Annotated in this window: 21 protein-coding genes; 16 read left to right on the forward strand and 5 right to left on the reverse strand. The window is 73.3% G+C overall.

Annotated elements, in window-relative coordinates; genetic code table 11:
* Nucleotides 1–28: 28 nt before the first annotated feature.
* A complete protein-coding gene (locus tag ABD52_RS21665; RefSeq protein ID WP_047893018.1) occupies nt 29–1,177 on the reverse strand; it encodes an ROK family transcriptional regulator in 1,149 nt (382 codons plus the stop codon).
* Between the two features lie 524 nt (nt 1,178–1,701).
* Here ABD52_RS21665 and ABD52_RS21670 point away from each other — a divergent pair.
* On the forward strand, nt 1,702–4,422 hold the full coding sequence (locus tag ABD52_RS21670) for a sugar-binding protein (RefSeq protein ID WP_047893019.1): 2,721 nt from the start codon (nt 1,702–1,704) through the stop codon (nt 4,420–4,422).
* Between the two features lie 74 nt (nt 4,423–4,496).
* On the opposite strand, the gene ABD52_RS21675 is transcribed toward ABD52_RS21670, so the two are convergent.
* Nucleotides 4,497–5,096, reverse strand: a complete 600-nt coding sequence (locus ABD52_RS21675) for a VanZ family protein (RefSeq protein ID WP_013286939.1) — start codon at nt 5,094–5,096, stop codon at nt 4,497–4,499.
* A 597-nt stretch (nt 5,097–5,693) separates the two neighbouring features.
* Between ABD52_RS21675 and ABD52_RS21680 the strand changes: the two genes are divergently transcribed.
* The 7 genes from ABD52_RS21680 (at nt 5,694) to ABD52_RS21710 (ending at nt 10,307) form a co-directional block, all read left to right on the forward strand.
* Nucleotides 5,694–5,990: a DUF1540 domain-containing protein gene (locus ABD52_RS21680; RefSeq protein WP_013286940.1), complete on the forward strand. Its 297-nt coding sequence runs from the start codon at nt 5,694–5,696 to the stop codon at nt 5,988–5,990.
* Between the two features lie 154 nt (nt 5,991–6,144).
* Nucleotides 6,145–6,936 carry a DUF2470 domain-containing protein gene (locus tag ABD52_RS21685; protein WP_047893020.1) on the forward strand — a complete coding sequence of 264 codons (792 nt, stop codon included), beginning with the start codon at nt 6,145–6,147 and terminating at the stop codon, nt 6,934–6,936.
* A 162-nt stretch (nt 6,937–7,098) separates the two neighbouring features.
* On the forward strand, nt 7,099–7,482 hold the full coding sequence (locus tag ABD52_RS21690) for a helix-turn-helix transcriptional regulator (RefSeq protein ID WP_013476373.1): 384 nt from the start codon (nt 7,099–7,101) through the stop codon (nt 7,480–7,482).
* Nucleotides 7,483–7,575: 93 nt separating this feature from the next.
* Complete coding sequence (locus tag ABD52_RS21695; RefSeq protein WP_013286943.1) at nt 7,576–8,262, forward strand: helix-turn-helix domain-containing protein; 687 nt, start codon at nt 7,576–7,578, stop codon at nt 8,260–8,262.
* A 70-nt stretch (nt 8,263–8,332) separates the two neighbouring features.
* Nucleotides 8,333–9,418 (forward strand): ACR3 family arsenite efflux transporter, encoded by a 1,086-nt coding sequence (arsB, locus tag ABD52_RS21700; protein WP_047893032.1) that lies wholly within the window; start codon nt 8,333–8,335, stop codon nt 9,416–9,418.
* A 58-nt stretch (nt 9,419–9,476) separates the two neighbouring features.
* On the forward strand, nt 9,477–9,884 hold the full coding sequence (locus ABD52_RS21705) for an arsenate reductase ArsC (protein WP_013286945.1): 408 nt from the start codon (nt 9,477–9,479) through the stop codon (nt 9,882–9,884).
* 60 nt (nt 9,885–9,944) lie between these two features.
* Nucleotides 9,945–10,307: a helix-turn-helix transcriptional regulator gene (locus ABD52_RS21710; protein ID WP_013286946.1), complete on the forward strand. Its 363-nt coding sequence runs from the start codon at nt 9,945–9,947 to the stop codon at nt 10,305–10,307.
* Nucleotides 10,308–10,368: 61 nt separating this feature from the next.
* On the opposite strand, the gene ABD52_RS21715 is transcribed toward ABD52_RS21710, so the two are convergent.
* A complete protein-coding gene (locus ABD52_RS21715) occupies nt 10,369–11,676 on the reverse strand; it encodes an FAD-binding oxidoreductase (RefSeq protein ID WP_047893021.1) in 1,308 nt (435 codons plus the stop codon).
* A gap of 46 nt (nt 11,677–11,722) precedes the next feature.
* Here ABD52_RS21715 and ABD52_RS21720 point away from each other — a divergent pair, with 46 nt between their 5' ends.
* Entirely contained in the window at nt 11,723–13,195 is a 1,473-nt protein-coding gene (locus tag ABD52_RS21720; protein WP_047893022.1) for a PLP-dependent aminotransferase family protein, read from the forward strand.
* Nucleotides 13,196–13,224: 29 nt separating this feature from the next.
* The gene (locus tag ABD52_RS21725) at nt 13,225–13,899 is read left to right on the forward strand and encodes a pyridoxamine 5'-phosphate oxidase family protein (RefSeq protein ID WP_013476367.1); all 675 of its coding nucleotides are present in this window, start codon (nt 13,225–13,227) and stop codon (nt 13,897–13,899) included.
* Between the two features lie 23 nt (nt 13,900–13,922).
* Here ABD52_RS21725 and ABD52_RS21730 read toward each other — a convergent pair whose 3' ends face one another.
* A complete protein-coding gene (locus tag ABD52_RS21730) occupies nt 13,923–14,831 on the reverse strand; it encodes a helix-turn-helix domain-containing protein (protein WP_235437522.1) in 909 nt (302 codons plus the stop codon).
* Between the two features lie 315 nt (nt 14,832–15,146).
* Between ABD52_RS21730 and ABD52_RS21735 the strand changes: the two genes are divergently transcribed.
* From ABD52_RS21735 to ABD52_RS21760, 6 genes are read left to right on the forward strand one after another with little or no spacing between them, the layout of a single operon-like run.
* On the forward strand, nt 15,147–15,527 hold the full coding sequence (locus ABD52_RS21735) for a cupin domain-containing protein (protein WP_013286951.1): 381 nt from the start codon (nt 15,147–15,149) through the stop codon (nt 15,525–15,527).
* A complete protein-coding gene (locus tag ABD52_RS21740; RefSeq protein WP_047893024.1) occupies nt 15,520–16,887 on the forward strand; it encodes a class I tRNA ligase family protein in 1,368 nt (455 codons plus the stop codon). Before ABD52_RS21735 ends, ABD52_RS21740 begins: the two co-directional genes overlap by 8 nt.
* Nucleotides 16,880–17,923, forward strand: a complete 1,044-nt coding sequence (locus ABD52_RS21745) for an FAD-binding oxidoreductase (protein WP_047893033.1) — start codon at nt 16,880–16,882, stop codon at nt 17,921–17,923. Before ABD52_RS21740 ends, ABD52_RS21745 begins: the two co-directional genes overlap by 8 nt.
* Complete coding sequence (locus tag ABD52_RS21750; protein WP_030268332.1) at nt 17,923–19,182, forward strand: lysine N(6)-hydroxylase/L-ornithine N(5)-oxygenase family protein; 1,260 nt, start codon at nt 17,923–17,925, stop codon at nt 19,180–19,182. Before ABD52_RS21745 ends, ABD52_RS21750 begins: the two co-directional genes overlap by 1 nt.
* Nucleotides 19,173–19,562, forward strand: a complete 390-nt coding sequence (locus tag ABD52_RS21755) for a hypothetical protein (RefSeq protein WP_047893025.1) — start codon at nt 19,173–19,175, stop codon at nt 19,560–19,562. Before ABD52_RS21750 ends, ABD52_RS21755 begins: the two co-directional genes overlap by 10 nt.
* Nucleotides 19,555–20,256: a LysE family translocator gene (locus tag ABD52_RS21760; protein WP_047893026.1), complete on the forward strand. Its 702-nt coding sequence runs from the start codon at nt 19,555–19,557 to the stop codon at nt 20,254–20,256. The genes ABD52_RS21755 and ABD52_RS21760 overlap by 8 nt, the downstream gene beginning before the upstream one ends.
* A gap of 59 nt (nt 20,257–20,315) precedes the next feature.
* Here the strand turns inward: ABD52_RS21760 and ABD52_RS21765 are convergent, their stop codons facing one another.
* A complete protein-coding gene (locus tag ABD52_RS21765) occupies nt 20,316–21,839 on the reverse strand; it encodes a methyltransferase (RefSeq protein WP_047893027.1) in 1,524 nt (507 codons plus the stop codon).
* Between the last annotated feature and the right edge of the window lie 32 nt (nt 21,840–21,871).

Here is a 21,871-nt window from a genome sequence, read left to right on the forward strand (position 1 = left end):
GTCGTCGGGGGCCGGGGTCAGGTGGTGGTCAGGGAAGCGAGGGTCGGGGCACCGCGGCCGAGAGCGCGTAGCTGATCGCTCCGTGCAGCACGGCCTGGTCGCCGAGGGTGGCCCGGCGTACCTCGGTGGGAGCCGGGGTCCGGGCGGAGACGAGGGTCTGCAGCTGGTCGAGGGCCGCGTCGTCGAGTTCCGCCGCGGCGCCGCTGAGCAGCACCAGCCCCGGATCGACGACGCAGGCGCAGGAGAGGATGAGCCCGGCCCAGGCGCCGAGGACCTCGTCGAGGTACTCGCGGGCGGGCGCCGAGGTCGCGGCGAGCCCGCTCAGCTCCCGTACCGGTGACTCGGGCCGGCGGCCCGGGTTGAGCGCGACGACCCGCTCCGCGATGGCGTTGACCGACCACCGGGCCTCGAACTCGCCGACGCCGCTGTAGCGGCGCTCGGTCGCGCCGCCCAGCGGCAGGAAGCCGACCTCGCCGGCGGCTCCGCTGGCGCCGCGGCGGACCTTGCCGTCGAGCACGAGGCCGGCGCCGATGCCGTCGGCCACGTGGATCAGCAGCAGGTTCGCCACGTCCGCGCCGGCGCCGGCCACGCACTCACCGGCGGCCATGAGGTTGACGTCGTTGTCGACGACCACGGGTACGCCGAGCCGCCGTTGCACGGATTCGCCGATCGGCCACGCCTCGACCAGTCCGACCGACGGCGCGAGGCGTACCGCACCGTTGCTGGACACGCCGGGCACCGCGATGGCGACGCCGCGGAGCGAGGGCAGGTTGTCGCCGACCAGGTCGAGGACGAACTCGCAGACGGTCTCCACCACGTTCGCGCCGAGCCGCGCGACGCGGTGCGCGATGACCGCGCCCTCACTGTCGGCGATCTCGCAGCTGATCCGGGGCGGCTCCAGCGACACCGCCGCGACGAGCTCGGCGCGGGGGTTGAACTCGAGCATCTCCCGGGGCCGGCCGGTGGTGGGCGCGCCGGGACCGCGTTCGATGAGGTAACCCTCGGCGATGAGTTCCCGCACGAGCGCGGTCACGGTGGCCGCCGAGAGGCCGGTCATCTCGGCCAGGTCCACGCGGGACAGCCGCCGGGCCTGCCGGGCGGCCAAGATCACCGAGAGACGCTTGATCTCACGGGACCGCTCACGGCTGACCGGACTGGTCGGGGCTTTGTCAGACACACTTTCTTCCTAGTGAGAAAAAATTCTGGCGTCAAGTAACGAGATGATCTCGGTCCGCCGACCAGGGAAAATTCTGCGGCCGACAAGCCGGTCGCGCCGGGACCAGCCCGACATGTCGCGCAAAACCGAGCCCTGTGGTCCACATTGGGGTGCCAAACCTGGACAAAGACTGCCCGCCCGTCACGGCCGACCTCCGGGTGATCGCCCTGAGCAGGGGCGATCGTTTATTCGGATAAGGAAGAAAGTCGTCCGGAGCTATTGACGACGCCTTCGCAAGATCCCTAGGTTACGGCCCGAAGGCCTTCCGGTGGACCGACGTCGCCACCGTGCGTACCGCTCACGCCGTGACGGTGCGCGAGCACCACCATCCCGTTGTCGAGCACCACGACCCCCGAGGACCTCACGGTCCTCTGTGGACAGCTGTCTGCAACACGGCCCGGCACGAGCCACCGTGTCAGCCGGCCCGTGCCGGGCCGACCGTCCCCAGCCGCAGCACTCTCGCTTCGAGACGAAGAGGTATGCCCATGAGATGGCGCACCAGCGCGGCGATCGCCATGTGCGGTCTGCTGTCGTTGGGCCTGGCCACTCCGGCCCAGGCCAACCCCCAGCAAGCATCACCGAAGCCCCAGGCCAAGAAGTCCGACAAGCCGGTCGACCTGGACATCATGTTCATCGGCGCCCACCCGGACGACGAGGCCGGCCAGCTCGGCATGCTCGGATACTGGAACGAGTATCACGGCATGAAGGCCGGCGTCATCACCACCACCCGCGGCGAGGGCGGCGGCAACGCCACCGGTCTCGAGGAGGGCCCGGAGCTCGGCATCCTGCGGGAGGCCGAGGAGCGCAAGGCCGTCGGCTGGGCCGGCGTCGAGCACATCTACAACCTGGACGCGCTGGACTTCTGGTACACCGCCAGCGCTCCCCTGACCGAGGAGGTCTGGGGCCACCAGGAGACGCTGTCCCGGATCGTGCGGGTCCTGCGGACCACCAAGCCCGAGGTCATCCTCACGATGAACCCCTCGGCCACGCAGGGCAACCACGGCAACCACCAGAAGGCGGCCATGCTGGCCGTGGAGGCCTTCTACGCGGCTGCCGACCCGAAGGCGTTCCCGGAGCAGATCAAGAAGGAGGGCCTCCAGCCCTGGCGGGCCTCCCGCATCTTCCAGACCGGCGGCAGCGGCACCACCGGCACCAACGGCCCCGCCTGCGAGACCACCTTCACGCCGGCCGAGGCCAGCAACGTCGTCTTCGGCACCTGGCAGGGCTACGAGTCGGCGCGCCACGACGGCAACCGGTGGAACACGGTCCAGACCTGGGCCCGCCGGGAGTACGTGTCGCAGGGCTGGGGCAACAGCTCCTTCCCGACGACCGACCCCGACGCCATCGGCTGCAACCGGCTGACGCTGATCGACACCCGCACGCCGTACCCGGACCCGAACGTGGGCGCCGGCACCGGTGCGCTCCAGGGCGCCACCCTGCGCGCCCAGGGCGGCCTGCCGCTGGGCACCGAGGTCCACGTGCGTCCGCGCACCTGGGAGGCCGTCGCGGGCCAGCCCATCAAGGTGGACACCGTCCTGTACGCCGAGAAGGCCGTCCCGGGGGCCAAGGTCACCCTGAACGTGCCGGCCGGCTGGACGGTCACCGGCAACGGCAACGTGGGCACGCTGACCCCGCGCAAGGAGGTCGTGAAGACCTTCACGGTCACCCCGCCCGCGCAGGTCGAGGTGGGCACCCGCTTCAAGATCGACGCCACGCTGACCAGCAAGAAGGACGGCAGCGGCACCAGCAGCGCCCGGGTTCAGGGCACCGCGCCGGTGCGCGGCACCCTGGAGCCGCTGGAGGAGATCGCCGACTTCCGCGCGTGGACCGTGCGGAACAAGACCCAGCAGCTCGACGCGCTCATCGAGTCCCTGCTGAACATCCCCAGCGGCGGCACCCGCAGCGTCAAGGTCAACCTGACCAACCACGGCACCCGGGTCGAGTCCGGCGCGGTCAAGCTGAACGTCCCCGCCGGTTTCTCGGTGGCCGAGCAGCAGGTGCCGTACAGCGGGCTCCGGCCGGGCGCCAGCACCTCGGTGACGTTCACAGTCACCAACACCGACACGTCGCTGCCGACGGCCAACCGGGCGCCGGACAACGGCGCCTACCGGGTGCAGATCGAGACCAGCTACACCGGCGGCAGCGCGAACGAGCCCGGTGCGTTCAACCTGGTCCCGGTCACCACGATCCCGAAGGCCGCCAGCGCGCCGACCGTCGACGGACACGCCCACGACAACGAGTACACCGGCGAGGTCATCGACATCTCCACCCGCTGGGAGGGCACCGCCGCCCCGGCGTCGGACATCTCCGGCACCGCCCAGCTGACCCACACCGACGACGCCCTGTACGCCGTCTTCACCATCACCGACGACGTGCTCGGCACCGTCCTGCCGCCGGAGGACTGCAAGCGTCCGCGGCGTAACGACAACATCGAGTTCGGCATCGACCCGCGCGGCAACTCGGCGAACACCTCCACGGTGTTCAACATGGCGCTCTTCCCGGCCACGAAGGACCCGGCCAACGGGAACCCGCCGTGCTTCGCCCGGGAGCGGGACAACCACCAGGGCGGCCCGGAGACCGCGCCGGGCGTGGAGATCGCCTCCGTGGTGACCAGCAGCCCCTACACGGGTTACCGGATCGAGGTCAAGATCCCGTTCAGCGTGCTGCCGGACGCCGTTGACCCGAACCGCATGGGCCTGAACATCCTGGTCAACGACTCGGACACGCAGGACCTGTCCGCGCAGACCCGGGTCGGCTGGTCGACCTGGAGCGGCGTACGGGCCGACCCGTGGCGCTGGGGCAACGCGACGCTGCCGGCCCTGGCGGCGAAGCCGTCGGCGCCGAAGGCTCCGATCATGCCGGACACCGCGGCGCAGAGCGTGGACTCGCCGCAGACTCTCGTGCAGTCCGTCTCGGACGGGGTGGCGCCGGGCGGTTACGCCAAGCTGCCGGACGGCACCGTGAAGATCAAGAAGGTCACCCGCACCGCGAGCAAGGTGTCCGTGCAGCTCCAGGTGAAGAAGGCGGGCACGGCCCGCGCCTTCCTCTGGGACGGCACCCGGGTCGTGGCGGAGACCACCGCCGCGCTGCGCAAGGACGGCACGCTCGTCCTGCCGCTGAGCGGGTCGCTCCCGGCCGGCACCTCGCTGCTCGTCTCGTACGAGCACGGCGGCGCCACCACCGCTCTGGCGAAGAAGATCTGCTGAGCGGACGTTGATCGCGTCGACCTGACGCACACGATGGGCCGGGCCGGCAGGCCCGGCCCATCGTGCCGTCCGCGTCACCCGGGTCGTGCCCCGCTCAGCGGGCCGGTGCCGGGACCGGTGGTGGCGGGTGACACCTCAGCCGGCCGGCGCCACCAGCGGCGCGACGCCAGCGCGGCCAGCCCGGCGCCGGCGGTGTTGAGCAGGACGTCGTCCACGGAGGAGACGCGGTCCAGCCGCAGGACGTACTGCGCGACCTCGACCAGGACCGAGCAGCCGGCCGCGAGCGCCAGGATCCGCGGCACCGACGCCAGCGCGGCGAACCGCAGCGGGCCGAGGAACCCGAGCGCCGCGAACACCAGCAGGTTGCCGACGATCTGGACCGTCACCGTCAGCGGCCCGCTCGCGAGGACGGTGAGCAGGTCCCGAAGCGGCACCAGGCTCACCCGGCCGGGAACCACGCCGGCCCCGTCCCCCGGCAGCATGATCATCCAGACCCACGGCACGGTCCCGTAGACGATGCCCACCTCGGCCAGCGACCTCCGCCACGCCGGCCCCGCCCCGCCGCGCCGTCGGGCCAGGACCCACACCGCGAGCGCAGCCGCCGGCAACGCGGCCACGGTGAGGAGCACGACCCCGTTGATCGTGCCGAACCAGCCGTGCCATCCCTCGATCACGCCGCCTCCACCCGTCCCGCCCCGGATCCGCCGCGCCCGCACCGGGGCCGTGCGGTCCGCTCAGGGTGCCACGCCCTCGCCGACAGGTGACCCCGGCCCGGACATCGCGTATGCGGAGCCCGCGCTTCCTGCCACCGGATTCGCATTCCGCCGCCCGGCCGGTCCTGAGTCCCTGCCGATCCGCTGATTTCCCGGCCGGTATTTCGGCGCGACCCGAAGGGCGCGGCCGTTCCGTCGTCACCGGCGTTCCGCGCTCGCCCATTCCACCACCGAGGCGCAGCCTCCGTCCGGGGCGACAGTGGCGTTCCCGCAGATGAACACTGGTCGGACGGGCGGAAATTGCACGTCGGCATTCGCCGTACCGGTGGGTGAAGAAAGACTCGCCTAACCAAGGTTAGCCTTATCTTCGTCGTTCGGTATTCGGCGTGGAAACGGCTCCTTCCGGCCGCCAACCCCGCATTCCGTTGTTAAGGTGAGCATGATCCTCACTGACGGCCGACGGGTTTGAGGACCGGCCGCACGGCAAATACCAGATGGCATTCGAGCACCACGAGGCCGGCCGTTCGCTTCCGCCGGCCCGCAAGACTTGGAGGCACCATGAAGACCCTGTTGCAGTCTCCGCCGGTACGTGAATGCGCCGCCACCGCGTGCAGCTTCAACGACAACGGCTGCCACGCTCCCGCGATCACCGTGGCGGCGTCCGCCGACGCGGCCTCCTGCGCGACGTTCGTCGAGTCGTCGCTCAGCGGCGGGATCGCGGAGGTCACCGGCGCGGTGGGCGCGTGCGCGCGGGCCGAGTGCGTGTTCAACACCAACCTGGCCTGCACCGCCGAGTCGATCACCGTCGGTCCGGGCGCCACTGTCAGCGACTGCCTCACCTACCAGCCCGCCTGACAGAACCGGACACCACGCTCGTACGGGTCACGACGGTCACCGTCGTGACCCGTACAGCATGCGCGGCACCCGACCCGCCGTTGCAGAGGTAAGCCTTACCTACTACCGTCTGACCTGGGCCGACTTCACCCCCTTCCCGGCCGAGGAGACAGACATGGCGTTGCACCCCGCCGGGCGTCCGGCCCCGCCGGCCGGCGTCGTCCCGGTCGCAGGGTCGTCGGCGGGCGGTACGGGCACCTCCTCCACGCCCCGCGACGCCGTCGCCGCCCGGTGCGTGCTGACCGCTGCCTCCTCGCTGCGGCTCACGCTCGGCGACACCACCGCCGACCTCCTCTCCGCCCACGCCGTCCTCCCCGACGGCACGATCGTCCTGGCGGTCGACGCGATGAGCCGCACCGGCGGCATGCTGGTCGCCGCGCGCGGCCACAGCGGCGCGGTACGCCTCGACGTGACCCACCTAGCCCCGGTCGCCGTGCGCTCCCGGGTGCGGTCCCGGCTGCGGATCCTCGGCACGGCCCGCCGGTTCGACCCGGCCGTCCTCGACGCCTGCGACCCGGCCACCGTGATGTCGCTGCTCGACCTGCCCCCGGTGGCGCTGTGGGCCGTCGAGCCGGACGAGGTCGTCCTCGATCGGGCCGCCGATCCCGTCGCGGTGGACCTCGGCGCGTACCGCGCGGCCCGGCCGGATCCGATCGCCGTCGACGAGGCCGCCCACCTCGCGCACCTGACGCGCTGCCACCGCGACGTCCTCGACCGGCTCGGCACGCTCGTCGACCCCACAGTCACAGCCGGTTCGGCGCGCGTCGTCCCGGTCGCGCTCGACGCCGAGGGCATCGTGCTGCGGGCGGAGCGGCCGGACGGTCACGCCGACACCCGGTTGTCCTTCGCCCGCCCGGTCACCGCCGGTTCCGGCCTGGCCGAGGCGCTGCGCACGCTGCTCGCCTAGCCTGTCGCGCCGATCGTGGAAGCCGGACGACGGCGGCGACGACGCGGCCCGCCCGGTGGAGGGTTGCGCGTCCGGCGAGCCTCACTTCCTCCGGACACCCTGGCCTGGCATCTGCCTGATCGGTGACTTGCACGCTGATTAGACAGATGTCAACCTAGGGACATGTCGAAGCAGCAGGCGCCGATCCCACTCGTCGACCTCAGCGCCGACGCGCCGTGCTGCCCCCCGCTGGCGCAGCGCCGGGTTCCCGCCGAGACGGCCGCGGTGCTCGCGCCCGCGTTCAAGGCCCTCGGCGATCCGGTACGGCTGCAGCTGATGTCGATGATCGCCTCCGCCGAAGGCGGCGAGGTGTGCGTGTGCGATCTGACGCCGGCGTTCGACCTGACCGGGCCGACGATCTCCCACCATCTCAAGACGTTGCGCGAGGCGGGCCTGGTGGACGCCGAGCGGCGGGGCACCTGGGTCTACTACCGCGCGCGGCCGCAGATCCTGCGCCGGCTCGCCGGCCTGCTGTCGATCGAGCCGACCGCCGCGGCGCAGCGGTAGGCCGCCGTACCGCACGGCGCCCTGGGCTTCCGCACAGCGATCCGGCCGATGCCGACTTGACGGCTCCGAGGTTACTCAGCAATAATTGAGTCAATGGAAACTGAGCTTACTTCTCTGGCCGAGCGCGCCCGGATCCACGCCGCGCTGGGCGATCCGGCCCGCCTGGCCATCGTGGACGCGCTCACCCTGGGCGACGCCTCCCCCGGGGAGATCGCCCACGCCCTCGACATGCCGACGAACCTGGTCGCCCACCACGTCAAGGTCCTCACCGACGCGGGCCTCGTCGTCCGGGGCCGGTCGGAGGGCGATCGGCGGCGCACCTACCTGCGACTCCAGCCGGCCGCCCTCTCCGCTCTCGCGCCGCCACCGCTGGCGGGTGTGCATCGGGTCGTCTTCGTATGCACCCACAACTCCGCCCGCTCGCAGCTGGCCGCGGCGCTGTGGAGGCGACGCACCGACGGCGACGCCGCGTCCGCCGGCACCAGACCGGCGCCGCGGGTCCATCCCCGCGCGGTCGCCGTGGCCCACCGCCACGCACTCGACCTCGACCCGACCGGCACCGCACACGTCGACGACGTCGTCCGAGACGACGACCTGATCGTCGCCGTCTGCGACAACGCCCACGAGGAGCTGACCGGGCCGATCCGCCCCCGCCTGCACTGGTCCGTGCCGGACCCGGTCCGCGTCGACACCGACGAGGCGTTCGAGGCGGCCTACGCCGACCTCGCCGACCGCGTCGACCGCCTCGCCCCCGCCGCCACGTCGGGAGACACCCGATGACCGGCACCAGCGCCCGCATCCACCAGGAGATCGGGGTACGCGCCGGCACCGACAACCCACGGGAGTGCGCATGAGCACCGCCACCAGAGCCGACCACGCCCCACCGGTGGTCGCACGCCTGTCGCGCCTCGACCGGTTCCTGCCGCTCTGGATCGGCCTGGCCATGGTCGCCGGTCTGCTGCTCGGCCGGATCGTTCCCGGCCTGGACGACGCTCTCGGCGCCGTCGAGGTCGGTGGCATCTCCCTGCCCATCGCTCTCGGCCTGCTGATCATGATGTATCCGGTACTGGCCAAGGTCCGCTACGACCGCCTCGACACCGTCACCGGTGACCGGCGTCTCCTGGTCTCGTCGCTGGTCCTCAACTGGATCGTCGGTCCCGCCGTCATGTTCGCCCTGGCCTGGGTGTTCCTGGCCGACCAGCCGGAGTACCGCACCGGTCTGATCATCGTCGGCCTGGCCCGCTGCATCGCGATGGTCATCGTCTGGAACGACCTGGCCTGCGGCGACCGGGAGGCGGCGGCGGTCCTCGTCGCCGTCAACTCGGTGTTCCAGGTCCTCGCCTTCGGCCTGCTCGGCTGGTTCTACCTGTCGGTGCTGCCGGGCTGGCTGGGCCTGGACGGCGCCGCGCTGGAGGTCTCCGGCTGGGACATCGCCGGCAACGTGCTCGTCTTCCTCGGCATCCCACTGCTCGCCGGCTACCTCTCCCGCCGCGTCGGCGAACGCGCCAAGGGTCGCGACTGGTACGAGCAGCGGTTCCTGCCCAGGGTCGGACCCGTCGCCCTGTACGGACTGCTGTTCACCATCGTCGTGCTGTTCGCCCTGCAGGGCGAGGCCATCACCGGCCGGCCGGCCGACGTGGCCCGCATCGCTCTGCCGCTGCTGGCCTACTTCGCCCTCATGTGGGCCGGCTCCTACCTGCTCGGCCGGGCCATCGGCCTGAACTACGAACGCACCACGACCCTGGCGTTCACCGCGGCGGGCAACAACTTCGAACTGGCCATCGCGGTCGCGATCGGCACCTTCGGGATCGCTTCCGGCCAGGCCCTGGCCGGCGTCGTCGGCCCGCTGATCGAGGTCCCGGTCCTCGTCGGCCTGGTCTACGTGTCGCTGTGGGCCCGCGCCCGCCTGTTCCCCACGCCGGGAGCCCGGCCATGAGATGCCTCGACTGCGCCGCGGCACGCCGCGCGGCGACCACCGGAATCATGGAGACCCGATGAGCGACAAGCCCAGCGTCCTGTTCGTCTGCGTGCACAACGCCGGCCGTTCCCAGATGGCCGCCGGCTGGCTGCGCCACCTCGCCGGCGACACCGTCGAGGTCCGCTCCGCCGGCAGCGCACCCGCCGAGACCGTCAACCCCGCCGCCGTACAGGCCATGGCCGAGGTCGGCATCGACATCACCGACCAGACCCCCAGGCTCCTCCGGTACGAGACGGCGGAGTCCTCGGACGTCATCGTCACCATGGGCTGCGGTGACGCCTGCCCCGTCTTCCCCGGCAAGCGGTACGAGGACTGGAAGCTCGAAGACCCCGCGGGCAAGGGCCTCGACGCGGTACGCCCCATCCGGGACGAGATCCGCACCCGGGTGGAACGACTGCTCGCCGAACTGCACCCCACCGCCTGACCGGATGATCCGGTCCTGGTTGCCCGGGCAGGTAGCCGCCATTGGTGCAACGATGCAAGCGTGGGAACTGCGAAAACTGCCACCCCTGCCATCTCGCCACTTGCCGGCGAGCCGATCAAGCGTGCCGATGCCGAGCGGCTCGCGGGAGTCCTGAAGGCGTTCGCCGACCCGGCCCGGCTGCGCCTGCTCAGCCTGATCCAGTCCGCTCCGGAGGGCGAGGCGTCAGTCAGCGACCTCACCGCGCCGCTCGGTCTCTCCCAGCCGACCGTCAGCCATCACCTCCGGATCCTCACCGAGGCCGGCCTGCTCGAGCGGGAGAAGCGGGGTGTGTGGGCGTACTACCGCCTGGTGCCGTCCGCGATCTCGGCGATCGCCGAGTCGTTGACCCCGCCTCGTAAACGGCCGACGAAGAAGGTCCGCTGAGCAGGGGACTGCCGGGCTGCCGCGCGCGCCCGCCGGCCTGACCGGGTCGCGCCCCGGGGCGTCAGCCGGCCACCGGGAAGTTGGACCGGACGAGGCCGTCCGGGTCGTGGCGGCGCTTGACCGCCCGGAGCCGGGTCAGGACGGCGGGGGTGAACGCATCGGCCACCGTCTCGTCCGGGTCGAGGAAGGTCACCGGCTTGCGCCCACTGACCGGCAGGGCGGCGGCCAGGGCCCGCTGCCGCGCCGTGACCGCCGCCGGGTCGGTGGCGACGCCGAACAGGTAGAGCGCGTACGGCTCGGTGAGCGGGCCGTGCGGGCTGTCGGAGTACCGGGCGAGGGCGCCGCCCAGGTGCCGGAGCTGGACGCTGAGCAGCGGGGCGATCGGGTCGGCCAGCAGCGCCCCGGCCGCGTCGTCGTCGAGGCGGGTCAGCAGTTCGGCGCGGGAGATGCCGGGGCTGGGGGCGGTGGGTTCAGCCGTGATGCCGCCGAGTTCGGTGACCGGCATGATCCGCCTGCTGTCGGAGATCGGCGCGGGCAACCGGTCCAGCGGTGCGAGCAGGTCCCGCGCCCCGGTCCCGTCGCCGAGATAGGTGACGTCGAGGGCCACCATCGGGTCGGCGCCGGGGAGGTGCAGCAGGTCCATCCAGACGGTCAGCTCCTCGGGCGCGGTGGCGGTGATCCGCCGGAACGCCCGCAGCACGTCCGGCGCGTGCGCCGCCGCCCACATCATGCGTCCGCCGTACAGCTCCGGCGCGGGGTGCAGCGCGATTTCGAGCGCGGTGACGATCGCGAAGTCTCCGCCACCGCCGCGCAGCGCCCAGAACAGGTCGGGGTCGGTCTCGGCGGTGACGCGCCGGTGCCGCGCCTCGGCGTCCACGACGTCGAACGCGGTGACCGCGTCGGACACCCAGCCGTACGCGCGGCCGAACCAGCTCAGCCCGCCGCCGAGCGCCACCCCGGTCACGCTGACCACGGGGGAGCTGCCGGGCAGCCCGGTGAGCCCGTACGGCGCGGCGGCGGCCTGGAGCCGGCCGGACGGCACACCCGCGCCGACCCGGGCCCGGCGGGCGGCCGGGTCGATCTCCACGGTGTCCAGGCGGCCGGTCCGCAGCAGGATCGCGCCGTCGGCGCGGCCGGTGGCACCGTGCCCGTTGGGCTGCACGGCGATGCTCAGTCCGGCCGGGCGGGCGTACCGGACGAGCGCGGCGACGTCGTCCGCGTCGGCGGCCTCGACCACCGCCGCCGGTGACTGCGCGACGGCCAGGTTCCAGGCCCGGCCGGCCACCTCGAACCCTTCGTCCCCCGGCAGCAGGACCCGGCCCCGGACGGTGGAGCGCAGCGGGTGCGGGGCGTTCGTGATCGTGTCCATGAGCCCACACTAGGGTCGGAAAAGACCCGGACTAGGGTGCATTCGCATGACGGATTCGTGGGCCAATCCGGCGCGACGGCTCGGCAGCGACCTGCATCTGGAACTGTCCGGCGCCCGCGGCCGCCGGTCCGCGCTCATCCGCGCGCTGCGCGACGCCGTCCGGGACGGGAGACTGGCCGCCGGCACCCTCCTGCCGCCGTACCGGTCCCTCGCCGCCGACCTCGGCCTGGCCCGCAACACCGTCGCCGCCGCGTACGCCGAGCTGGTGGCCGAGGGATGGCTGGTCGCCCGGCAGGGCTCCGGGACGCGGGTGGCGCCGCGCACCGAGCCCGCCCGGGTCGCCCGCGTCCCGAGGCAGACGCCCGCGCGTCCGGCCCCGGCCGTGCACCACCTGCGGCAGGGGCAGCCGGATGCCGCCTCCTTCCCGCGCGCCGCGTGGCTGGCGTCCACGCGCCGCGCCCTGACCGCCGCGCCGAACGAGGCGTTCGGGCCGGGCGACCCGCGGGGCCGCCCGGAGCTGCGCCGGGCACTGGCCGGGTACCTGGCGCGGGCGCGGGGTGTCCGCACCACCCCGGACCGGATCGTGGTGTGTTCCGGTGTCGCGCACGCGCTGCGCCTGCTCTTCGGTGGCCGGGTTCTGCGCGGACCGCTGGCGGTGGAGTCCTACGGCCTCGCGTTCCACCGCGCGGTCCTGGCGGCGGCAGGCGTCCGCACCGTCCCGCTCACGCTCGACGCGGACGGCGCCCGCACCGGGGAGCTGACCGACCTCGCCGGGGTACGGGCGGCGCTGCTCACGCCCGCGCACCAGTTCCCCACCGGCGGGCCGCTGCATCCCCGGCGGCGCCTCGCCGCGCTGGGGTGGGCGGAGGGCCGGGACGGACTGGTGCTGGAGGACGACTACGACGGCGAGTTCCGGTACGACCGGGATCCGGTCGGCGCGGTGCAGGGCCTGGCCCCGGAGCGCGTGGTCTACCTGGGCTCGGCGAGCAAGAGCCTCTCCCCCGCGCTGCGTCTGGGCTGGATGGTGCTGCCCGGACGGCTCGTCGGCCCGGTGCTGGACGCCAAGGGTGAGCGGGAGGCGTGGGCGGGCGTGACGGACCAGCTCACCCTCGCCGACTTCCTCGACTCCGGCCGGTACGACCGGCACGTGCGCCGGATGCGGCAGCGGTACCGCGCCCGCCGCGACCGTCTCGTCGCCGCGCTCGCCGCCCACGCCCCGCACGTCACGCCGACCGGCGTCGCCGCCGGGCTGCACGCCGTGCTGCGCCTGCCCGCGGGCACCGAGCACCAGGTGGTCGAGGCCGCCGCCGCTCAGTCGATCGCGCTCGACGGGCTGGCCGGTTTCCGCCACCCGGACGCCACCATGCCCGCCCTCGACGGCCTCGTGGTCGGCTACGCCACGCCGCCCGAGCACGCGTACGCCGCCGCGCTGGAGGCGCTGTGCCGGATCCTTCCCCCGGACCTGCTCCCCCACCGGCCCGGCGGGCCGGCCCTTGAGGACCGCGGCCCGACCCGGTAGAAACGGCGGGGCCGACAGGAGAATCAGCCATGACCGATACCGACGGACGGTTGTCCGCGACGCCGCGTACGACGCTGCGCCGGATGAAGGAGAAGGGGCACCGCGACCGCGCCGCCCTGTTCGACGTGCTCCGGGCCGCCTTCGTCTGCCACCTGGGCGTGCTGGTCGACGGCGGCCCGATGGTGGTGCCGACCGTCTACGGCTTCGACGACCGGCACCTCTACCTGCACGGCTCGGTGGCCAGCCGGAGCCTCACCACCGACGCCGAGGTCTGCGTCACGGTCACAGTGGTCGACGGCCTGGTCCTGGCGCGCTCGGTGTTCGAGCACGGGATCAACTACCGCAGCGCGATGGTCTACGGCCGGCCCCGGTGGGTGACCGACGCCGAGGAGAAGGTGTACGGCCTGCGGCTGCTGACCGAGCACGTGGCCCCCGGCCAGTGGGACCACGCCCGCCGCCCGAACCGGCGGGAGCTGGCGGCCACCGCGCTACTGGCGCTTCCGCTGGCCGAGGCGTCGGTCAAGACGCGCAGCGGGCCGCCGGACGACGGCGACGGCCCGGACGCCGCCCTCGGGCTCTGGGCCGGCGAGCTTCCGCTGGTCGCCCGCTGGCAGCAGCCGGTGACCGACCCGGCGCTGCCGCCGGCGACGCCGGTGCCGGCGCACGTCGCCGCGCGCGACGGCACCCGCGCCGACCAGGGCTGACCGGCCGGGCGGCCCCGGTCCGCCTACCGGAGCTGGCGGGCCACCTCCGCCAGCGGCAGCCGGGGCTGGACGGCCGCGCGGGCGGCCACCACAGCCAGCGCCCGGGGCACGCCGGCGCAGTGCGCGATGATCTCCCGTACCGCCGCGCGCTCGGCGGTGAGGCGACGCTCGCCGAGGCGGGCGGCCAGCAGGTCCCACGCCTCGCCGGCGGCCAGCTCGTCGACCACGACCGGGCACGCGGCCTCGCCGACGACCAGGCCGGTGAGGCGGTCCCGGCTGGTCACGACCACCATGCAGCCGGGTACGCCGGGCAGCAGCGGCCGTACCTGGTCGGCGTCGCGGGCGTCGTCGAGCACGATGAGCATCCGGCGTCCGGCGAGCGCGCTGCGGTAGAGCCCGGTGCGCGCCGCCGGGCCGCACGGGACGCCGCCGGGTACGTCGAGCGCCTCGATCAGACCGCCGAGCGCCTCGGCCGGCGCCACCGCCGCCCTGCCCGGGTCGCTGCCGCCGAGCTGGACGTGCAGCACCCCGTCGGCGAACCGGGCGGCCGACCGGTGCGCCCAGCGCAGCGCCAGCGCCGTCTTGCCGATGCCGGACCGGCCGGACAGGACGCACACGACGACGCTCGACATCCGCCGCGGTCCCCCGTCGAGCAGCCGGTCGAGTTGCCGCAGTTGTGCGGAACGGCCGGTGAAGCCGGGAATCTCCAGCGGTAGTTGCATGGGGCGGATCCGGGCCGCGGGCGCCGGGTGGGCGGGCAGGCCGAGGACCTCACGGAGCAGCCGGACGGTCGCGGGCCGCGGACGGGTCACCCGCGACGACTCCAGGTTGCGGATGCTCCGGACGCTCAGTCCGGTGCGGGCGGCCAACTCCTCCTGTGTCAGGTTGGCCAGTCGCCGGGCGGTAGCGATTTCATGACCCAACGTATCCATGTAGCCGATCACAGCGTCGTCTCCGTACCGGTTCTGGTGGATTCATGCCGGTGGACCACCGAAGCCGAGGCCGCTGAGCGGGCAGTCAGCAGCGACATTGCCGGTGATCTGCCGGTGAAGCTCCTGTTGGCCAGACGAGGTTAAGTCCACAGTGGGTCCGACGCTATCGACCGGAGTCGAATCGACGGTCGACGAGACGGGCCCTTCCCGGCATCGGTGCAGCGTCGCAGAAGCAGCACTTCCGGTCACTCTCCGCAAACCTCAGACCCGTCCGGCGCGGGCCCGGCGGGCAGCGCGCCGACCAGGAGGACGAACATGCGAAGGTACGTCAGCGACACCGCCGAACTCACCGACGAGTACGGCATCCGGATCGGCCGCTGGACGCAGTACCGCGATCTCGGCCCGTTGCCGTTCGACGCCATGTGGTGCGTGATCCCGCCCGGTGGCAGCAGCAGCGAGGACGTCCACCCCGAGGTCGAGTTCGCCGTGGTGACCCGCGGCACGGCCATCTACGAGGCGGGCGGCGAGAAGGTCGAGGTGCCGACCGGTGGCGTGATCCTGCTCGAACCCGAGCAGAGCCACGTCATCCACAACCCCTCGCCGGAGCAGCCGCTCACCATCCTCAGCATCTACTGGATGCCCCGGCCCGACGACGCGGCGCAGGCCGGCGCGGACGACGGAGCCGGCCGTGACTGACGGGGCGGCCACCTCCTCCGGCGTGGTGCTGGTGGTGACGCCGCCACCGACGCCGAACGGGCCGCTGCACCTCGGGCACCTCAGCGGCCCGTACGTCGCCGGGGACGTCGCGGCCCGCGCGCTGCGTGCCGCCGGCCGGCGGGTGGTGACCCAGTGCGGGCTGGACGCGCACCAAAACTACGTGCTCGCCCGGGCGGAGGCGCTGGGCGAGACCCCGGCGGACACCGTCGCCCGGTACGGGTCGTCGATCCACGCCGCGCTGCGCGCCGCGCGCATCCGGTACGACGTCATGGCCGACCCGCTGGCCGACGAGGGCTACCGCCGGGCGGTCGCACGCCTGCTCACCGAACTGGTGGAGGCGAAGGTGGTGGAGGTCGCCCCGGTGTCGCTGCGCGCGTGCGCGGCCTGCGGGCGGACCCTGCACCACGTCCGGGTCGCCGGGCGCTGCCCGGCCTGCGGCGCCGGCGCGAACGGCGGCACCTGCGAGGGCTGCGGCGGGTTCTGCACCGCCGCGAACCTGGCCGGCGCGCGGTCGACCTGCTGCGACGCCGCACCCGAGCCGGTCACCCGCACGGTCCCGGTGCTGCGGCTCGACGAGCACCGGGAGCGGCTGGCCGAGTTCTGGTCCCGCGCGGTGCTGCCGCCCCGGTTGCGGCGCCTCGTCGCGTCGTACCTGGACGGCGGGCTGCCGGAGGTGCCGCTGGCGTACCCGACGGACTGGGGCATCGAGTGGGACGACGGCCTGCGCATCGACGTCTGGGCGGAGATGGCCCTGGCCAACCTGGTGCTGCCCGCCCGCCACCTGCGGCCGGACGCGGACACGCTGGCCGGGTACCTGGACGCGTGGCGGGACGTGGACGAGCAGTGGATCTTCCTCGGGGTCGACAACGCGTTCTACTACGCGCTGCTCATCCCGGCCCTGCACCTGGCCGCCGGGCTGCCCGACCGGCCGACCGGGCTGGTCGTGAACGAGTTCTACCGGCTCACCGGCGCCAAGTTCTCCACCAGCCGCGAGCACGCGATCTGGGCGCACGAGTTCCTGGCCACCGAGGACCCGGCTGTGGTCCGGGCGTTCCTGAGCTGGGACCGGCCGGACAGCTACGAGTCGGACTTCCGCCCGGAGGCGTACGAGGCGTTCGCCGCCCGGTACGCCGCGACCCTGGCCGGCACCACCGCCGGCCTGGACGGCGTGCTGGCCGACACCGAACTGACCCGCGGCGAGCAGGCGCTGCGCCTGGAGCACTTCGACCCCGCCACCGCGGTACGGGCGGCGCTGGCCGCGTACCCCGGTGCGCCGGAGCGGGCGGCCCGCCTGCTCGGCGTCGTCGGCGGCGCGGAACCGGCGGGTTCGGATGGGTGAGCCGCGCGTGCTCGTCGTCGGCGCGGGCATCAGCGGCGTCCTGCTCGCCCGGCGGCTGCGGGACGCGGGCGCCGACGCGGTCCTGATCGGCCCGCACGGCGGCGGCGCGGCCGGGCGGCCCGCCGACGCGACGGCCGCGTCCGGCGGACTGGTGCGTGCCTTCGAGCCCGACCCTGCCGCCCGGTCCCTCGCCGCCGCGAGCCTCGCCGAACTGCTGGCCGATCCGTCCCTCGCGACAGCGGCCGGGTGGCGGCGGACCGGTTCGCTCTACCTGCTCGACGCCCGGGCGGCGGCCGGCGTGGACGGCGCCGAGGTGCTGACCCGGGCCGAGGTCGCCGACCGGTTCGGTTTCGCCGGGCTCCCGGACGGCACGGTGGGGGTCTGGGAGGACCGGGCCGGCTACCTGGACCCGGACCGGCTGCGCCGGACCGTCCTGCGTGGCCTCGGCCGGACCGAGACGGCACCGGTGGCCCGCCTCGACGACCGCGTGGTCGAGCTGCGCGACGGCCGCCGCCTCACCGGCGATCTCGTCGTCGTGGCCGCCGGGGCCTGGACCCCGCGTCTGCTGCGCGCCGCCGGGCTGCCGACCTCGCTGCGCACCAAGCACATCCAGTACGCCCACCACGTCACCGGCGTCGCCGAGCTGCCGTGCTTCGTGGACGAGACCAGCGGCCTCTACGGCCGGCCGGCCGGTCCGGGGCGGGTGCTGCTCGGGCTGCCCAGCGACAGGTGGGACGTCGACCCGCCGTCCCCCGAGCCGGACGCCGCACTGGCGGCACGGGTCCTGACCGTGGCGGCACGGAGGCTGCCCGGCCTGGACCCGCGACCGGCCGGCCCGCCGGTGAGCGCCACCGACTGCTACAGCGAACCCGCCGGGCTGGCCCTGCGCCACGTGTCCGGTGCGGTGCACACCTTCACCGGCGGCAGCGGCGGCGCCGCCAAGACCGTCCTGGCCGCCAGCCGGCTCGCCGCCACCGCCCTGCTGAACACCCGAACCGCGATCCCTGTCCCCCAAGGCCAGACAGAGGCAGACTGATGACGCAGACCTTTCACACAGTGGGAATCGGCGCCGGGCCGGCGAACCTGAGCCTCGCGGCGATGTACGACACCCTCGCGCCGCACGACATCGCGCTGTTCGAGGCCCGCGACCGGCCGGGCTGGCACGACGGGATGCTGCACAGCGGCGTCCGCATGCAGACCGGCTGGGTCAAGGACCTGGTCTCGCTCTACGACCCGACCCACCCGCTGTCGTTCCTCAACTACCTGGTCACCACCGGCCGGGTGTACGCCCTGCTGGGCGCCGGGTTCGACACCATCCCCCGGATCGAGTACCAGCAGTACCTGGTGTGGGCGGCGGGCCGGCTGCCGCGCATCACGTACGGCACCCGCGTCGACCGGGTCGAGTTCGACGGCGCGCTGGTCAGCCGCAGCGGCGGTGCGGAGGTCGCCCGCTCCCGGCACCTGGTGCTCGGCAGCGGGACCGTCCCCTTCGTACCGGAGTTCCTGGACGCCCTCGACCCCCGGCACCTGTTCGTCGCCGACGAGCTGCACCAGCGCCTCGCCACTGTGCCGGACGAGCCGGACCTGCCGTGGATCGTGATCGGCAGCGGCCAGACCAGCGCCGAGTGCGTCGCGGCGCTGCTCGCCCGCGGGTGCCGCGACATCAGGTGGATAGGGCGGCGGTCGTGGTTCGCCCCGCTGGAGGACTCCCCGTCGGCGAACGACCTGTACCGGCCCGCCTACCAGGAGGCGTTCCTCACCCTGTCCCGGGACGTGCGGGAACGGCTCGTCTCCGGTCAGATCCTGACCAGCGACGGCATCTCCCCGGGCACGTTGCGCGGCGTCTACCAGCACAACTACGAGGAGCGGCTGCGCACCGGCCGGTTCCCGGTGACGATCATGCCGAGCCGTACCGTGACCGGCGCCCGGCAGCTCGACGGGGAGGTCGAGCTGGAGTGCCTGACCGCCGGCAGCGGCGAGGAACGGCACCGGGCGGTGAACCTCGTCGTCGCGGCGGGACGCCGGCAGGCGCCGCTGCCCTTCGACCCGGAGCTGACCGCGCTGATCGACCTGGACGAGCGCGGTGAGCCGGTCATCGAGTCGGACTACTCGATCCGGTGGAAGCACGCCGACGACCACAAGATCTTCGTGCTGAACCGGGGGCGGTACGTCCAGGGGCTCGTCGACTCCAACCTGAGCATCCTGCCGATCCGCAGCGCGATGATCCTCAACTCGATCGCCGGCCGCACGGTCTGCCGGTTCCGCGACGACTACCTGAGCACCCGATGGGCGTGAGCGCGATGACATCGTTCGACTACGACGACCGGATCTTCGTCTCCGTCGACCACGCCGGTGACGCCGACCCGCTGCGGGGGCACTACCACCAGCGCGGCGACCTGGTCTGGGCGGAGATCTCCGGCGGCCCGGTACGGCACGGACGGCTCGCCGGCACCTGCGACGCGCAGGGCGTGGTGCGTTTCGCGTACGTGGAGGTGCTCACCGACGGCAGCATCGTGGTCGGCGAGTGCGAGTCGCGGCCCGAGCGGCTGCCGGACGGCCGGATCCGGCTGCGCGAGCGGTGGCGCCGGCACGGGCCGCGCCGCGACAGCGGCGTCTCCGTGATCGAGGAGGCCGTCCCGGCCCGCGCCGAGGCGAGGGAGGAGCAGCGTGTCTGACATCCAGATCGTCAGCTTCGTCGCGGCGAGCCTGCTCATCATCATCGTGCCGGGCGTCGACTTCGCCCTGGTCACCCGGCAGACCGTGCGGTACGGGCGGCGGGCCGGGTTCGTCGTGCTGGCCGGGCTGTTCGCCGCCGCCCTGGTGCACGCCTCGCTCGCCACCGCCGGCCTGTCCGCCCTGCTGGTGTCCTCACCGGCGCTCTACACGGTGCTGCGGGTCGCCGGTGCGCTGTACCTGGTCTACCTGGGCGGCACCATCCTCTGGGCCACCCGGCCACGACGGGCGGCGGCCCCGGCCGCGCAGCCGGTCACAGTGGGCGCGGGCGGCCCCGGGCCGGACGCGGACACCGGCCCGGTCGCCGCGCCGGAGACGGTGGCCGCCGACGAGCCGCACGTGGCCCGGCGCTCGTTCGTCATGGGCGTCACCAGCCAGATGCTGAACGTCAAGGTGGTCGTCTTCTACGTCTCGTTCGTGCCGCAGTTCGTCAAGCCCGGCGACGGCGCGGCGGCCCGTACGGCGGTGCTGGCCGCCACGTTCATCGGCCTCGCCGTGCTCTGGTGGGCCTGCTACATCCTGCTCATCGACCGGTTGCAGCCCTGGCTGACCCGGCCGTCGGTGCTGCTGGTGATCGAACGGCTGACCGGGCTGATCCTGATCGTCCTGGCGGTACGGATCGCGCTGAGCCACTGAAGCACGCCACGGCGCCCGCCGGCCCGGCCGTCCAGCCGGTCCGGCGGGCGCTCGTGGTGTCAGGCGTTGCGCGGACGGTGGGCGACGGTGAGGACGTGGGTGGTCGGCCACTCCAGCGGCCGGCCGTCCAGGTCGGTGAGGGACGCGACCGGTGCGATCCGGTTGTCGATCACCCAGTCGTTGCGGACCGGCGCCGAGGCCGGGCCGATCTCGAAACCGGCCTCGGTGAGCAGCGCCGTCCAGTCGGCGAAGCCCAGGCCGCAGAACTGCTCCTTCGTCTCCGACAGCCAGTTGTCGGTGTAGTCCTTGCGGGTCAGGTAGTCCATCGCCGCGCCCAGGCCGAGACGTACCGCGCCGTCGGCCAGCGGCTCGTACGCGAAGCCGAACGCGAAGTCCACCGCGAACTGGTCCAGCCGGGCCCGCGTCGACAGTCCGGAGACGTACCGCCGGACCTCGGCCGAGGTCAGGTCGGCGAGATCCCGGCGCGGCGAGGCCGGGTTGTCCCCGTCGTCGGTGGTCAGCCGCAGGATCACCGGCCGGTCCGGCTCGTCCGGCCCGCACACGTCGCTGTTGATCCAGACACCGCCGGGCACCGTGTGGTCGTGGATGCGGCGGGCGAACTGGAGCAGCGACTCCCGCTGCCGCCCGTACGACCAGATCTCGTGGGTCAGCGCGAAGGTGAGCGTGGTGTCCACCGACCGGTCCTTGAACACCGCGCCGCCGAGGACGTTGCGGTGGAAGAAGTACACGTTGGCGTTACGGAACACGCCCTGCGCCTTCTTGTGCAGGCACTCCTGGTAGAGGTGGCGGGCCACCTCCACACCGATCAGGTCGCTCTCGCGCAGCGCGGCCTCCCGGTCGGCCAGCTCCAGGACGGCGCCCGCGCCGCAGCCGATGTCCACGATGCGGCCGGGCTGCACGTACCGGCGCACCGAGTCCCACTTGCGTTGGGCGGCCGAGGCGAACGCCTCCACGTAGGTGCGGTAGTCGCGGGTCACGGTGAGGCCGCCCTCGTCGCCGACGAGCGGGTCGTTCACCACCGACCGGATCGCCTCGACCAGGCGGTAGCGCTCGAACACGTCGATCGTCGCCGGGTGGGTGAGCGTCCGCCAGCTCTCGTCGCCGGCGGCCAGGCGCAGCAGCACGTCCCACGGCCGTTCCGGCGTCCCGGGCAGGTCCGGATCGGCCTCGACCAGCGCGATCCCGAAGCCGAGCCGCTCGTACAGCTTGGCGACCTCCGGGGTGGAGCAGGCCACCACCGTGTCGGCGGGCGTGAGTTCGAGCCCGGTGGCCACCGCGATGCTCTTGAGCGTGACCTCGGCGAACGCGTCGGTGTACGCGGTGTCGAAGATCGGCACGGCCAGCGAGCGCAGCCCGCTGAGCACGCTGAACCGCTCGATCGCGGCCTCCCGCCTGTGGTACGCGACGGGGTTGCGCCTGGTGTTCTCGTGGTTGGCCGACGTCACCGCCCAGACCACTGTGGCCTCGTCGCCGGCGAGCCGGCGCAGGTAGTCGGCCTGGAACCGGGTCAGCAGGTGGTGCCGCCCCGGGAACAGCACGAAGCGGGTCGGCAGGTCGGTCATGGTCACCTCGCCTGGGCGGTGCAGCGGTCGGT

It is taken from the genome of Micromonospora sp. RV43, from assembly GCF_001029515.1.
Lineage (GTDB): Bacteria > Actinomycetota > Actinomycetes > Mycobacteriales > Micromonosporaceae > Micromonospora > Micromonospora aurantiaca.

Bases quoted from the DNA above. Each gene is read 5' to 3' on its own strand.
- ABD52_RS21670 (WP_047893019.1), top strand. From the start codon at position 1,702: ATGAGATGGCGCACCAGCGCGGCGATCGCCATGTGCGGTCTGCTGTCG.
- ABD52_RS21680 (WP_013286940.1), top strand. From the start codon at position 5,694: ATGAAGACCCTGTTGCAGTCTCCGCCGGTACGTGAATGCGCCGCCACC.
- ABD52_RS21685 (WP_047893020.1), top strand. From the start codon at position 6,145: ATGGCGTTGCACCCCGCCGGGCGTCCGGCCCCGCCGGCCGGCGTCGTC.
- ABD52_RS21690 (WP_013476373.1), top strand. From the start codon at position 7,099: ATGTCGAAGCAGCAGGCGCCGATCCCACTCGTCGACCTCAGCGCCGAC.
- ABD52_RS21695 (WP_013286943.1), top strand. From the start codon at position 7,576: ATGGAAACTGAGCTTACTTCTCTGGCCGAGCGCGCCCGGATCCACGCC.
- arsB (WP_047893032.1), top strand. From the start codon at position 8,333: ATGAGCACCGCCACCAGAGCCGACCACGCCCCACCGGTGGTCGCACGC.
- ABD52_RS21705 (WP_013286945.1), top strand. From the start codon at position 9,477: ATGAGCGACAAGCCCAGCGTCCTGTTCGTCTGCGTGCACAACGCCGGC.
- ABD52_RS21715 (WP_047893021.1), bottom strand. From the start codon at position 11,676: ATGGACACGATCACGAACGCCCCGCACCCGCTGCGCTCCACCGTCCGG.
- ABD52_RS21720 (WP_047893022.1), top strand. From the start codon at position 11,723: ATGACGGATTCGTGGGCCAATCCGGCGCGACGGCTCGGCAGCGACCTG.
- ABD52_RS21725 (WP_013476367.1), top strand. From the start codon at position 13,225: ATGACCGATACCGACGGACGGTTGTCCGCGACGCCGCGTACGACGCTG.
- ABD52_RS21730 (WP_235437522.1), bottom strand. From the start codon at position 14,831: ATGGATACGTTGGGTCATGAAATCGCTACCGCCCGGCGACTGGCCAAC.
- ABD52_RS21735 (WP_013286951.1), top strand. From the start codon at position 15,147: ATGCGAAGGTACGTCAGCGACACCGCCGAACTCACCGACGAGTACGGC.
- ABD52_RS21745 (WP_047893033.1), top strand. From the start codon at position 16,880: ATGGGTGAGCCGCGCGTGCTCGTCGTCGGCGCGGGCATCAGCGGCGTC.
- ABD52_RS21750 (WP_030268332.1), top strand. From the start codon at position 17,923: ATGACGCAGACCTTTCACACAGTGGGAATCGGCGCCGGGCCGGCGAAC.
- ABD52_RS21755 (WP_047893025.1), top strand. From the start codon at position 19,173: ATGGGCGTGAGCGCGATGACATCGTTCGACTACGACGACCGGATCTTC.
- ABD52_RS21765 (WP_047893027.1), bottom strand. From the start codon at position 21,839: ATGACCGACCTGCCGACCCGCTTCGTGCTGTTCCCGGGGCGGCACCAC.